This window comes from uncultured Williamsia sp., assembly GCF_947494875.1.
GTDB lineage: Bacteria > Actinomycetota > Actinomycetes > Mycobacteriales > Mycobacteriaceae > Williamsia_A.
This window is the reverse complement of sequence record NZ_CANLWM010000006.1, coordinates 80,195-92,132: the sequence shown is the minus strand read 5'-3', so window position 1 is coordinate 92,132 and position 11,938 is coordinate 80,195. Positions and strand designations below refer to the sequence as shown.

Annotated in this window: 12 protein-coding genes and 4 tRNA genes; 7 read left to right on the top strand and 9 right to left on the bottom strand. The window is 66.5% G+C overall.

Features of this window, described 5'->3' with window-relative positions; all coding sequences use genetic code 11:
• Nucleotides 1-62: 62 nt before the first annotated feature.
• Entirely contained in the window at nt 63-392 is a 330-nt protein-coding gene (locus tag Q1A98_RS14725; protein WP_299574924.1) for a GAF domain-containing protein, read from the top strand.
• An 8-nt stretch (nt 393-400) separates the two neighbouring features.
• Here Q1A98_RS14725 and Q1A98_RS14720 read toward each other — a convergent pair whose 3' ends face one another.
• A complete protein-coding gene (locus Q1A98_RS14720) occupies nt 401-703 on the bottom strand; it encodes an antibiotic biosynthesis monooxygenase family protein (protein ID WP_299574922.1) in 303 nt (100 codons plus the stop codon).
• A gap of 41 nt (nt 704-744) precedes the next feature.
• Between Q1A98_RS14720 and Q1A98_RS14715 the strand changes: the two genes are divergently transcribed.
• The 3 genes from Q1A98_RS14715 to Q1A98_RS14705 all read left to right on the top strand — a co-directional run bounded on the left by Q1A98_RS14715 (nt 745) and on the right by Q1A98_RS14705 (nt 4,456).
• A complete protein-coding gene (locus tag Q1A98_RS14715; protein ID WP_299574920.1) occupies nt 745-1,428 on the top strand; it encodes a type 1 glutamine amidotransferase domain-containing protein in 684 nt (227 codons plus the stop codon).
• Nucleotides 1,429-1,496: 68 nt separating this feature from the next.
• Entirely contained in the window at nt 1,497-2,438 is a 942-nt protein-coding gene (locus tag Q1A98_RS14710) for a GTP pyrophosphokinase family protein (RefSeq protein WP_299574918.1), read from the top strand.
• Between the two features lie 158 nt (nt 2,439-2,596).
• Entirely contained in the window at nt 2,597-4,456 is a 1,860-nt protein-coding gene (locus Q1A98_RS14705) for a GIY-YIG nuclease family protein (protein WP_299574916.1), read from the top strand.
• Between the two features lie 94 nt (nt 4,457-4,550).
• On the opposite strand, the gene Q1A98_RS14700 is transcribed toward Q1A98_RS14705, so the two are convergent.
• The 4 genes from Q1A98_RS14700 to Q1A98_RS14685 all read right to left on the bottom strand — a co-directional run bounded on the left by Q1A98_RS14700 (nt 4,551) and on the right by Q1A98_RS14685 (nt 6,506).
• Nucleotides 4,551-4,624 (bottom strand) — tRNA-Phe (locus Q1A98_RS14700).
• A 43-nt stretch (nt 4,625-4,667) separates the two neighbouring features.
• Nucleotides 4,668-4,744, bottom strand: a tRNA-Asp gene (locus tag Q1A98_RS14695).
• Nucleotides 4,745-4,803: 59 nt separating this feature from the next.
• Nucleotides 4,804-4,876: transfer RNA gene (locus Q1A98_RS14690), tRNA-Glu, on the bottom strand.
• 115 nt (nt 4,877-4,991) lie between these two features.
• Nucleotides 4,992-6,506: a DHA2 family efflux MFS transporter permease subunit gene (locus tag Q1A98_RS14685; RefSeq protein ID WP_299574913.1), complete on the bottom strand. Its 1,515-nt coding sequence runs from the start codon at nt 6,504-6,506 to the stop codon at nt 4,992-4,994.
• A gap of 106 nt (nt 6,507-6,612) precedes the next feature.
• On the opposite strand from Q1A98_RS14685, the gene Q1A98_RS14680 reads away from it, so the two are divergent.
• Both Q1A98_RS14680 and Q1A98_RS14675 read left to right on the top strand, forming a co-directional pair.
• Nucleotides 6,613-7,311, top strand: a complete 699-nt coding sequence (locus tag Q1A98_RS14680; protein ID WP_299574911.1) for a TetR/AcrR family transcriptional regulator — start codon at nt 6,613-6,615, stop codon at nt 7,309-7,311.
• Between the two features lie 43 nt (nt 7,312-7,354).
• Nucleotides 7,355-7,427: transfer RNA gene (locus Q1A98_RS14675), tRNA-Lys, on the top strand.
• Between the two features lie 4 nt (nt 7,428-7,431).
• On the opposite strand, the gene Q1A98_RS14670 is transcribed toward Q1A98_RS14675, so the two are convergent.
• Nucleotides 7,432-7,854 (bottom strand): helix-turn-helix domain-containing protein, encoded by a 423-nt coding sequence (locus tag Q1A98_RS14670; protein WP_299574909.1) that lies wholly within the window; start codon nt 7,852-7,854, stop codon nt 7,432-7,434.
• A 125-nt stretch (nt 7,855-7,979) separates the two neighbouring features.
• On the opposite strand from Q1A98_RS14670, the gene Q1A98_RS14665 reads away from it, so the two are divergent.
• A complete protein-coding gene (locus Q1A98_RS14665; protein ID WP_299574906.1) occupies nt 7,980-8,861 on the top strand; it encodes an oxidoreductase in 882 nt (293 codons plus the stop codon).
• A gap of 161 nt (nt 8,862-9,022) precedes the next feature.
• Here the strand turns inward: Q1A98_RS14665 and Q1A98_RS14660 are convergent, their stop codons facing one another.
• The 3 genes from Q1A98_RS14660 to Q1A98_RS14650 all read right to left on the bottom strand — a co-directional run bounded on the left by Q1A98_RS14660 (nt 9,023) and on the right by Q1A98_RS14650 (nt 11,893).
• Nucleotides 9,023-9,421 (bottom strand): hypothetical protein, encoded by a 399-nt coding sequence (locus tag Q1A98_RS14660; protein WP_299574904.1) that lies wholly within the window; start codon nt 9,419-9,421, stop codon nt 9,023-9,025.
• 118 nt (nt 9,422-9,539) lie between these two features.
• Nucleotides 9,540-10,214 carry a response regulator gene (locus tag Q1A98_RS14655; protein ID WP_299574901.1) on the bottom strand — a complete coding sequence of 225 codons (675 nt, stop codon included), beginning with the start codon at nt 10,212-10,214 and terminating at the stop codon, nt 9,540-9,542.
• Nucleotides 10,214-11,893 (bottom strand): sensor histidine kinase, encoded by a 1,680-nt coding sequence (locus Q1A98_RS14650; RefSeq protein ID WP_299574898.1) that lies wholly within the window; start codon nt 11,891-11,893, stop codon nt 10,214-10,216. The genes Q1A98_RS14655 and Q1A98_RS14650 overlap by 1 nt, the downstream gene beginning before the upstream one ends.
• Between the last annotated feature and the right edge of the window lie 45 nt (nt 11,894-11,938).

Here is an 11,938-nt window from a genome sequence, read left to right as displayed (position 1 = left end):
GAGTCTTCCGGGCGCCGATGGTCGGTGGCGTCCAGCGCGCTCTGGATCTCAGGATCTGCGGGATGACCGCAGTCGACGAACGCGGTGCCCGCCGGGTCGAGCGCTTCGCGGACGTTCCCGACGGCTCCCTCGTCTGGACCCGTGACGCCGACAGCGAGTACTTCGTCGGCCGGCTCACGGGCCCACTACGCCACGACGACAGCGACGAGGCCGTCGCGGTGGGGCTGACCGAGGTGCGACCCTGCACCTGGACCGATCAGCCCGTGCCGGAACACGAGGTCCCCGCCGCGACTCTGCAGACCTTCGCCCGCGGTGGCCGCAACTTCCAGGAGACCCACGACCCCGATGTCTGGTCGCAGTCCGTCGAGGTGTGGAGGCGACGCGGTCGCTGACCCGACGGTCAGTCTCGCAGCGGCACCGTCGACGACCAGATGGTCTTGACCGGCGGCGTCGCGACGATCTCGCGCAGCCGACTCGCACCCTCGGGCGTGGTGCGCCACTGCGCGTATGCAGCGTGGTCCTCGGTGGTCGCCCACTGCTCGACGACCATCACGTGGTCGGGATCGTCGTCGTCGACACGCACCTCGATGCCCTGGTTGCCCGGCCAGTTCCGCGTGGCCACCAGGGTCTCGTCGATGATCGCCGGCGCGGTGTCGCGCTGAGCCGGGTCGAGGTGCATTTCGAGGAGCACGAGACATGTCATGCCCCCATCGTGCCTCTCGGGGTCCTGGCACGATGGACCGCATGAAGATCCTCATGGTCCTGACGTCCCACGACACCCTCGGCGACACCGGGGAGAAGACCGGGTTCTGGCTCGAGGAATTCGCCGCCCCCTACTTCCGGTTCAAGGACGCCGGGGCCGACATCGTCGTGGCCTCGCCCGCAGGCGGACAACCCCCGCTCGACCCGAAGAGCAATCAGCCCGACTTCCAGACCGACGACACCCACCGCTTCGAGGCCGACGACGACGCGAAAGCCCAACTGGCCGAGACGGTGCCGCTGAAATCGGTGAGCGTCGACGACTTCGACGCCGTGTTCTACCCGGGTGGTCACGGCCCGCTGTGGGACCTCGCAGAGGACCGCGACTCGATCAACCTCATCGAGAGCGCGATCGCCGCCGACACCCCAGTCGGTCTCGTCTGCCACGCGCCGGGCGTCCTGCGGCACGTCACCGGCTCCGACGGCGAGCCCCTGGTGAAGGGCCGCAAGGTCACCGGTTTCACGAACGGCGAGGAGGAGGGCGTCGGGCTGACCGACGTCGTCCCGTTCCTGGTCGAGGACGAGCTGATCAAGCTCGGCGGCGACTACAGCAAGGGACCCGACTGGGGTTCGTACGTCGTCCGCGACGGCATCCTCATCACCGGCCAGAACCCGAGTTCGTCCGCCGAGGCCGCGACCGCACTCGTCGATCTCCTGCAGAAGGCCTGATGCCCCCCGACCGTCCCCGTCCCTCCTAGAGTGGTCGCTGACCACGTCACCGTGGGAAGGACGCTCCGTTGACCTCCGCGATCGATCAGTATCTTCGAGACTTCGCACGGTTCCAGGGCCTCACCGCGAAGATGGAACGCGCGGTGTCGGCGCGGCTGACCGAGAGCTACATCGCGGTGCATGCGGTCCAGTCCCGGACGAAGGAACCCGACTCGGCCGCAGGCAAATTCGCGCGACTCGACGAGTCCGGTCAACCCATGTTCACCGACCCCCTCCGCGAGGTCACCGACCTCATTGGCGTACGGGTCATCACCTACCTCACCTCCGACATCGACCGCGCGGAGCAGGCCTTGACCTCCGCGTTCGAGGTGCGGCAGCGAGTCGACAGGACGTCCGTCACGCAGAACGCCGGCATGTTCGGGTACGCGGGTACCCACCTGATCCTGCGCGCCGACGACGAGTTCCACTTCGAGGTGCAGATCCGCACGGTCCTCCAACACGCCTGGGCGGAGATCGAACACGGCATCCGCTACAAGGGTTCGCGGACGACGTCGTCGCCGCCGATCGATCGTGCCTTCACTCTCGCCGCCGGCCTCATCGAGCTGGCCGACGCCCAGTTCGCGGAGGTCGACGCGCTGCACAGGGCCGACCTGGCGCACGCGCACGCCACCGAGGAGATCGAGATCGGCACGCTGCAGGAGGTGCTGACGAAAGCGTTCCCCGACATCAAACCGGCCCGGTCCGACGCCTACGAGTGGCTGCTCACGCTGCTCGCCGCGAACGGGATCGTCGTGCGGGAGGATCTCGACGGCTTCCTCGCGTCGGCCGACGTCGACGCTGTCGTGGCCGCGATGGAGTACCGCTTCGAGCCCACCCATGTCCGGCTCGTCGACGACCTGCTGCTCGCCCGGTTCGGGGCGGACCACATCGCGCGGACAGCCGACATGGCGTCGGACAGGGACCGGGAACCCAAGCTGCACTACCGGTTGGGCCGACTACTCAACCCATGAGCTCGTAAACGCCGACCAATCAGCGATTCAAACGGGTTTAGGGCAAATGTTTTGCAACGCCTGCCGCTTCCTCTACTCGTGGCTACTCTGACTTCGGCAGATGGCGGCAGCGCGAGACGCTCGAACGCGTCGTAGCAGAGTGCACGGTCGGAGGAAGCGTGGTTTCAGCAGAGTCAGCAACGGGATCGATTCTCTTGTTCCAAGACGACCTGCCGAACGAATTGCTCCTGGCTCCTTTTATCGGCTACAAGACAGAGGCGTCCCTGTCGTTCGGCCACGATTCGAATCCCGTTCTATTCCTAGAGCTCGACGACATCGGTAGGGCGATGGCGAGGAAGAAAACGACCGGTTGGAATTTCGACAATGACTCGGAAAGTACTGACGATAGGGATGAACTCGAGCCAATTCCGGCGCTGCTGCTACCACCTCAAATCCGCGCCCGGGCGCGTACCCGTCGCGAATGGTCGAACCTACCAGAGGGCGATCTTCATCAGCACTTCGATTATATCGAGCGCGAATTAGGTGATCTGGTTGAAGCTATAATCGTATTGACCTCGTGTGGATGCAAAGTCGTCGTCGAAAGCCGCGAATCTGACAAAGCAGAGCTTTATCTTGACTTAACAACCACCTTCCCGACAAATGATTCCATCGAAGCGAAGACTCTCGAGCGAATATTTCTTGCAGCGGCTAACACGCAACCCGGAACCGGGATCGTGCGCTTCGTGAATCGGGGCGATGCATGGAAGCTAGACTCCGGCTCCACAGGAATTCGCGGATCAAACAGCGAGATTCAGGCATGTTCCGTTGGGGAAGTTCTTAGAATTGCACTCCTGTTGGCGCCTTCTTGGTCATTTCTCGAACCAGTAAATTTTGGAGGCTTCTGGCACTCTCAGGGTGGCGTCTCTCCGAAATCAGTTGTGGAGATCGCGCCTCTCAGCGCACCTCAGCGGCCCGATGAGAAGACAGTATTGGAACGAAAGGAATCGATTGCCGCATGGTCTAAGGAAAACGGATTCGGCGAACCATTACCGATCGATCGTGGCTTGATAGTGGAAGCGCTCAACGAGCGCGAATGCGGCGACGCCGGCTACTACATTTTGCAGTTTGAGAACGGAGAATGCTACGTCGGGCAGTCGCAATATATTCCACGCCGAGTCGCTTCCGACCACCCCAAGAAGTTCAAGGATATTGAAGTCGCATTTGTGCGCACTGACACCGAAGCCATGGCCTCACCACTTCCCAACCGCCATCTTCTGGCTGTCGAAAAGCAACTTATCCATAGTGTGCAGCAAGCTAAGATGCCGGCGCGGAATCTGAGCGACATGACAATCACCCCCGGTACCGAAAGCTTTCGCAACCTTGTCCCGGCCGAGGATCAAGAACGTTGGCTTAATTCACCCGTCGAGACGAACAACACAGACAAGTCAGAGTCTCAGTTTCGCACCGCAGACGATTTTCCCGGCGCAAAGCACAACTACGAAAATTTCCGACGAACCTACCCAAAACATGCAAATCAAGTCGAGCGAGTAATCGGCGCCTATATCGCCCGGTGCATACCGTTTCCCAGCCGCACCGAGTATGGATTCTGGTCGGTGAGCGCACTGCCAGGAACCCAAAACAAGGATTTTCAGCGGCTAGCTTGCCTGACCACCTCTTGGACCGAGACCCTGGTGATCACCGAAGCCAAAGCCACTGGCGCGATAGAGGGCTTTGTCCAGGTGGCCGACGTCGAGCTGTTCGGCGAGGACGAGACTCTGGCGTCATATCTGTCGGTCATTCGACGGCACCCCGGCTGTTACGACACTGAGGCGGGGTATGCCCAATCTGGACCCGCAAACTCCGTGCTACATGCCACCGATCTCGATGCGCTCGAGCGCCTGCTGGACGACACCGCAGTAACTCGCGCGGCGGCGACTGCGGCACTCAACATCATGAACAAGGGAGCCACTGGCAAAACGCGCGAATCGCACAATCCCTACCTGGTAGACGCGGCTTTACGCAGCCACTCGGGTACCTGACAGGTTTGAACGGGGCGGTCACATAAGACCTTGCAAGCGACTCAATCGGTCCGCAGACTCGCGCTGGCCGCAGAAATTAGCGCCGACGAAGTAGTGGCCAGAGTCGGGATCGAACCGACGACCTTCCGCTTTTCAGGCGGACGCTCGTACCAACTGAGCTACCTGGCCGGATGGTGCGATTGCACCGACTTCCGGTTGATCACCAGAAATCTGGCGACCCTGACGGGACTCGAACCCGCGACCTCCGCCGTGACAGGGCGGCGCGCTAACCAACTGCGCCACAGGGCCTTGCGTGTACAGCACGCTGTCCGGCGTCTCCGAGATGTCACCTCGAACGCCGGATGGCGTACCCCCTACGGGATTCGAACCCGCGCTACCGCCTTGAAAGGGCGGCGTCCTAGGCCGCTAAACGAAGGGGGCCAGTATCTCCGTGGGGAGCTAGACGAGCTTAGGACATGGGCCGGAATTTTCTCAAATCCGCTGGCCACAGGGCCCGGGGCCGCCACAGCGACCCCGGGTCCTGTTGTCGATCGGATCAGGCGTGGACGGCGACCGCGCCCTCCGGCGTCGCCGGCAGCTTCCCGGGCCGCACCACGACGGCGGCCAGCACGCCGCCGATCGCGAAGATGACCGCGACCCACATGAACGACGTCGTGTAGCTGTGCACCGCCGCTGTCTGGGCGAGCTGCATCGCGGCGGCCCCGCCACTGGCCGGGTGATCGGCGAGATAGCCGGTGAGTGCGCTCGACGCGATGGTGCTCAGCAGCGCCGTGCCGACCGAGCCACCCACCTGCTGCATGGTGTTGACCGTCGCCGAGGCGACACCCGCGTCGTCGGGCGAGACACCCGAGATCGCGCCCTGCATGGCCGGTGCCATCGCGGCGCCCATGCCCATACCGGTGACGACCAATCCGGGCAGGATGTGCGCGACATAGGTGCTGTCTGTGGACAGTTGCGTCAGCAGCGTGATGCCGGCCGCCGCGACCAGCATGCCGCCGGCCATCAGCCACCGCGGGCCGAACCGCGGCAGGATCACCGAGGTCGAGGTCGTCGCCGTGAGCACCAGGCCACCGATCATCGGCAGGAACGCCAGCCCGGTCTTGATTGGTGTGAAGCCGAGGTTCTGCTGCAGGTAGTAGGTCAGGAACAAGAAGATCCCGAACATCCCGATCCCCGCGATGAAGACGGTCATGTACGCGCCGCCGCGGGTGCGGTCGAGGACGATCCGCAGCGGCAGCAGGGCGTGCGCGGTGCGGGTCTGCAGCCGCAGGAACACCGCGAGGAGCACGGCTCCGGCCACCAGCCAGGTGATGGTCGCCCAGTCACCCCAGCCGTTGTGCTCAGCGTTCGAGAAGCCGTAGACGATCGAGAACAGTGCCGCAGACACGGTGATCACGCCCGGGATGTCGAGCCGGGGCCGGTTCTCGCTGCGCTGCTTGCCGATGACCGAGAAGGCACCGATGAGCGCGATCACGGCGATCACCAGGTTGACGTAGAGGCACCACCGCCAGTCGACCCACTCGGTGAGGGCGCCGCCGAGGAGCAGACCCAGCGCACCTCCACCACCGGCGATCGCGCCGAAGATGCCGAACGCGCGTCCCCGTTCCGCCGGGTCGGTGAACGTCGTGGTCAGCAACGACAGGGCCGCCGGCGCGAGCAGGGCACCGAATACACCTTGCCCGGCACGGGCGATCACCAGCATCTCGAAGTTGACCGCCGCGCCGCCGACCGCCGACATCACGGCGAACCCGGCCAGTCCGATGGTGAACGTCGTGCGACGTCCCCACAGGTCGGACAGTCGCCCACCCAGCAGCAGAAGGCTGCCGAAGGCGAGTGCATATGCGGTGACCACCCATTGGCGGTCGGCGTCGTTGAACCCGAGCGACTGCTGGGCGTGCGGGAGCGCGATGTTCACGATGGTCACGTCGAGAACCACCATCAGCTGCGCCAGTGCGAGGACCCCCAGCACCAGCCACCGCAGCCGGTGGTGCCGCTCCTCACCTGTCTCCGGGACGCCCGTCGGGGCGTCGGTCACAGAACTCGTCGTCATGTGGATACCTGCGATTCTCAGAAGGCCTATGCGGAGGCATGTCCTCCGCTTGGTGAGAACGGTAACACCAACCGGAGAACTTGTCTCCACTTGTTAGACTGTGAGCATGACCACGGTTGACTCGCGGTCGGCAACGACGCCGTCCGCCGACACCTCCTCCAAGCCGTTGCGCGCGGACGCCGAGCGCAACCGGTTGCGCATCCTCGACGCCGCGCGAGAGCTGTTCGCGCAGAGGGGCCCTGACGTCACGCTCGACGACATCGCCGCCCATGCGGGGGTCGGTGTCGGGACGGTCTACCGACGATTCGCCAACCGTGACGAGTTGCTCGAGGCGATCGTGACCGAGCACTTCGGTCACGTGCAGACTCGCGTCCAGAAAGCCCTCGACGCCGACGACGCGTGGGAGGGGATCGTCGACTTGGTCACGTTCGTCAGCGAGTCCATGGCCACCGACAGGGGGCTCGCCGCCGTCATGTTGCGCGTCGACCCGTGCGCGGCGTCGGTCGAGGCCGCCAAGCAGTCGCTGACCTCGTCGGTCGACGCCGTGTTCGAGCGTGGGCGCGTGACCGGCGTCCTCCGGGAGGACATCGCCGAGAGCGACTTCTTCGCGATCTTCTGCATGCTGCGGTCCATCGCCGACCTCACGGAAGCGTCGGTGCCGGGCACCTGGCGTCGCTACCTGTCACTCCTGCTCGACTCCATCCGCGCCGACGGAACCCGCATGCCGTTGACCGTCCCCGCGCTCACCAAAGAACAGATCCACGCCGCGAAACACGGCGCACGCGGCGACTGCTCGGGCCGCTGAGGTCTGTAGACTCCTGCGGTCAGTGGGCCTTTCGAGGCCACCAGCCCCTATAGCTCAGTTGGTAGAGCTACGGACTTTTAATCCGCAGGTCGTAGGTTCGAGCCCTACTGGGGGCACCGCTCACGCGCGGTCGTGCTCAGCGCGCGCGGCGAAGACGTCGTCCATGTTGTCCTGTGCCCACGTCTTGACCGCACTGATCACGCCGTTCAGCGACAGCCCGAGAGGTGTCAGCTCGTAGGACACCGTCACCGGGACCGTGGGGACGACGGTGCGGGACACCAGCCCGTCCCGCTCAAGGGTGCGCAACGTCTGCGTCAGCATCTTGGGACTGATCCCCGCGAGCAACCGCGACAACTCCGAGTACCGCATCGCCGTCGGTCCGTCGCCACCGCACGGGCCGGTCCCCGCGAGGCCCGCTATCACGAGCGCCACCCACTTGTTCGAGATGCGTTCCAGCAGATCACGACTCGGGCATCCGGCGAGGAACGCGTCGTACTCGACCTTCGCCCTGCTGCGCTTCTGCGCTGCCGTCATCGTCGCCATGGTTCACCGCCTCCTCGCGATCGTGGTGAGTAACGCACTCTCAGGTACCTACTTCCCGATGGGATGTTAGCGGGCGACGATCGTGCTGGTCGCAGTGCGACGGAAGACCGTGCGAAGGAGAACTCATGACGACCCGACAGACCTCGCTCCCCGGCGACACCTGGCATCTGGGGGACCTCACCGTCACCCGATTCGGATACGGGGCGATGCAGCTGACCGGCCCCGGCGTCCTCGGCCCGCCGGCGGACCGTGGGGGCGCACTCGATGTGCTGCGCGCCGCGGTCGAACTAGGGATCACCCACATCGACACCGCGGACGTCTACGGCCCGCGCGTCGTCAACGACCTGATCCGCGAAGCACTGCACCCCTACCCCGCATCGCTGCACATCGCGACGAAGGTCGGGGCCACGCGCGACGCCGCCGGGAACTGGCCGACGGCCAGAGAGCCCGACGAGATCCGTCGGGCCGTGCACGACAACCTCGACGCGCTCGGCGTCGACGCCCTCGACGTTGTCAACCTGCGGATGGGCGACGCGACCGGGCCCCAGGAGGGTTCGCTCGCCCGGCCGTTCGAGACCGTGCTCGCCCTCCGCGAGGAGGGCCTCATCCGTCATCTCGGCGTGAGCAACGTGACCGCCGCGCAGGTGGAGGAGGCGCGGCGCCTCGGGCCGATCGTCTGCGTCCAGAACATGTACAACCTGGCGTTCCGCCACGACGACGACCTGATCGACGAACTCCACGACGCGAGGATCGCGTACGTCCCGTTCTTCCCTCTCGGCGGTTTCACGCCCGTCCAGGCCGACGATCTCGTGGAGGTGGCGACTGCGAAGCACTCGACGCCGATCGCGATCTCCCTCGCCTGGCTCCTGCAACGGTCGCCGAACATCCTGGTGATCCCGGGTACGTCGTCGGTCGCGCACCTCCGGGAGAACGTTGCCCGCGCAGCCGTCGCCCTCGACGACGACGACCTTGCCGCACTCGATCGGATCGGTCGATCGGGCGGCTGACAGCGGGCGCTGCGCACCCGCGACCGTCCCTGACCCCGGCTACCCGTGGGACGGTCGCGCGATGCGGGAGCGGTCGCGAGAACGACGGGAAGGGTCGCGGGAACGCGAGACCGCCCGGTGTCGCGTGGGGTGCGACACCGGGCGGTGAGGTGGACGAGGGGTCAGCGGCCGCCGAGGAACGACCCGAGCTGGCGCAGCGCGTTCGTGCCGGCTGTACCCAACTGCGAACCCGCGTTCGTGCCCGCGGTACCGAGCTGAGTCTGACCGTTCGTTCCGGCCGTACCGAGCTGCGAGCCGGCGTTCGTGCCCGCGGTACCCAGCTGAGTCTGACCGTTCGTGCCCGCCGTACCCAGCTGCGAACCCGCGTTCGTGCCCGCGGTGCCCAGCTGCTGTGAGCCGTTGGTGAGGGCGGTGCCCAGCTGCTGTGAACCGTTGGTCAGCACGGTGCCGAGCGAGTCGGCCGACGCCGGGGAAGCGATCAAGACAGCAGCGAAAGCACCTGCGGCGACGGCAGATCCGGTGAGAGCGGTGATGCGGGCGATGCGTGTGGTGTAGGTCATGACCGAAAGCAAACACCGCGCCGGCGAGGCCCACCAGACATTCGAACCCCCTACCCAACAGGTGTAGGGGTCTGCCCCGAATCCCCTAACGGCCCCCGATCCCCCATCCCCGTGACCCCTACGCAGAGTTCACTATCTTGTATTCCTGCTTCGGCCTTCCGGTGGTCCCGTACCGGAGCGCCATCTCGAGGCGGCCGTCGGCGACGAGGCCGGCGAGATGACGACGCGCGGTGGGGGGAGAGATCCCGACCGCCTCCGCGATCTGGTCGGCCACCATCGGACCGTCGTGTCCGGCGACGGCGGCGAGGATCGCCTTCTCGGTCTGCGACACCTCCGACCCGCGCGACGCCTGCGGGCGCTCGCCACGCACCGCACCCATCGCCGAATCCACCTGCGACTGCGTCACCGTCGGCACCTCGACGATCCGCCGGTACTGCGCGTAGCCCGCGAGTCGACGCGCGAGCTCGGTGTTCTCGAACGGCTTGATCAGGTACGCCATCGCTCCGGCGGTGACGGCATGACGCAGCGCGGTGGCGCTGTCCTCGGCTGTCACGACGAAGGCGTCGCACCGGAGCTCGCGGATGAGCTCGATGCCCGACCCGTCGGGCAGGTGCACGTCGACCAGGGCGAGATCGACGTCGCCGGACTCGGCGACCGCCGTGCGTGCCTGCGCGATGCTGCCCGCGCGAGCCACCGTCTCGAACCCGATCACCGCGTCGACGATGGACGCGTGCAGGGCGGCGACACGGAAGTCGTCGTCGACGACGAGGACTCGGATCGGCGTGCGCGCCATCAACCACCACCTCGCAACACCCCGGGGATCCGCGCGACCATGATCGCACCGCCCAGCGGGTTCTCCGGCCCGACCGCGCCGCCGGGGTCGCCGATCACCACGTCGCCACCGTGCCCCCGCGCCGACTGCCGCGACAACGCGAGACCCATCCCCCGACCACCCGGAACCGTCGGGTCGGCGTGCGACGTCACGCCCTCGACGAACACCGACTGCGGGTCGGCGGCCATCGCGGCGTCGGCGCCGAGCCGAAGGCCGCCGATGCCGTCGCCGCTGTCGGCGACGGTGACGAGGACGGTGTCGCCCTCGGCCACGATCTCCACCTCCACCACCCGCGGTTCCCGCGATCCCTCCCGTGCGGCGTCGATCGCGTTGTCGACGAGGTTGCCCACGATCGTGACGACGTCGACTGGGCTGACGAGCTCACCGTCGATCCAGGTCTGGGGCCCCAGGGTCAGCGTCACACCGTGTTCGCGCGCCGCGGCGGCCTTCGCGTCGAGGAACGCGTGCAGGTGCGGCTCCGCGACGTTGTCCAGTCCGGGGACGTCGATCGCGAACCGTCCGGTGCCGGCCACCTCGTCGAGGTACTCGAGGGCGGCGTCGGCACGACCCTGACGGATCAGCCCGGACACCACATGGATTCGGTTGGCGGACTCGTGCCGTTGCGCCCGCAACGCATCTGTCATCGCCTTGATCGACGCGACCTCGCGGGTGAGGCCCTCGACGTCGGTGCGGTCGACGACGGACACCACCAGTCCGAGATCCCGACCGTCGCGGCGGACCCGGCGCGACGAGACCAGCACGATGCGATCCCCCACGGCCGCGGCGCGGGCCGTCTCGACCGGCTCGCGGGCGACCTCGAGGACGCGCGGTGTCAGCCCGATGTCCTCGACGCGGTCGCCGACGTCCCCGGAGAGAGCGAGGAGTCCGCGGGCACGGTCGTTGACGACGCGCACAACCCCGCTCGCGTCGACCGCCAACACCCCGTCGCCCACCGAGTGCAGGACGGCCTCCTGCTCCCGCACCAGTTCCGACAGTTGGTCCGGCTCCAACCCGAGGGTCAGACGACGCCACCGCCGCGAGAGGGCGATCGACCCGATGACACCCACCAGGAGTGCACCCGCGGCGATCCCGGCGGTCGTCAGCAGGTCGCCGCGGACGTCCTTGCGTACCCGCTCGGTCGAGATGCCGACGCTCACGAGTCCGACGACCCGTCCGTCGTCGGCGTAGACCGGTGTCTTCGCCCGGACCGACTCGCCGAGGGTGCCGCGGTCGGTGGACAGATCCTCCTGGCCGGACAGAGCACGTCGGGGATCGGTGGACAGCGGGCCGCCGATCTGATCGGGCTCCGGATGCGCCAGCCGGATGCCGCGGTCGTTGGCGACGACGACGAACAGAGCGCCCGTCCGGGCGGCGATTGTCTGCGACTGTCGTTGCAGCGCCGAGGCTTCCAGCACAGCACGGGTCGGCGTCAGAGGGGACGCGACGTCCGTCGAATAGCGGGTGGTCTCCTCGCGGACCTGGGGATCGCTCGCGACCGAGCGTGCGATGGCGAGCGCGCGTTGCGCGTACTCGTCGCGGAGCCGGTCCCCCGACCCCGCGATCAGGACGCCGAACCCGACGCCGAGGCTGAGCAGGATCACGACGATCTGCAGGAGCAGGACCTGGGTGCGCAGCCTCATGCGTGTCGCGATCCCACGTGGCCGGCCTGCACCCGACAACAGTAG

Bases quoted from the DNA above. Each gene is read 5' to 3' on its own strand.
- Q1A98_RS14725 (WP_299574924.1), top strand. From the start codon at position 63: ATGACCGCAGTCGACGAACGCGGTGCCCGCCGGGTCGAGCGCTTCGCG.
- Q1A98_RS14720 (WP_299574922.1), bottom strand. From the start codon at position 703: ATGACATGTCTCGTGCTCCTCGAAATGCACCTCGACCCGGCTCAGCGC.
- Q1A98_RS14715 (WP_299574920.1), top strand. From the start codon at position 745: ATGAAGATCCTCATGGTCCTGACGTCCCACGACACCCTCGGCGACACC.
- Q1A98_RS14685 (WP_299574913.1), bottom strand. From the start codon at position 6,506: ATGACGACGAGTTCTGTGACCGACGCCCCGACGGGCGTCCCGGAGACA.
- Q1A98_RS14680 (WP_299574911.1), top strand. From the start codon at position 6,613: ATGACCACGGTTGACTCGCGGTCGGCAACGACGCCGTCCGCCGACACC.
- Q1A98_RS14670 (WP_299574909.1), bottom strand. From the start codon at position 7,854: ATGGCGACGATGACGGCAGCGCAGAAGCGCAGCAGGGCGAAGGTCGAG.
- Q1A98_RS14665 (WP_299574906.1), top strand. From the start codon at position 7,980: ATGACGACCCGACAGACCTCGCTCCCCGGCGACACCTGGCATCTGGGG.
- Q1A98_RS14660 (WP_299574904.1), bottom strand. From the start codon at position 9,421: ATGACCTACACCACACGCATCGCCCGCATCACCGCTCTCACCGGATCT.
- Q1A98_RS14655 (WP_299574901.1), bottom strand. From the start codon at position 10,214: ATGGCGCGCACGCCGATCCGAGTCCTCGTCGTCGACGACGACTTCCGT.
- Q1A98_RS14650 (WP_299574898.1), bottom strand. From the start codon at position 11,893: ATGAGGCTGCGCACCCAGGTCCTGCTCCTGCAGATCGTCGTGATCCTG.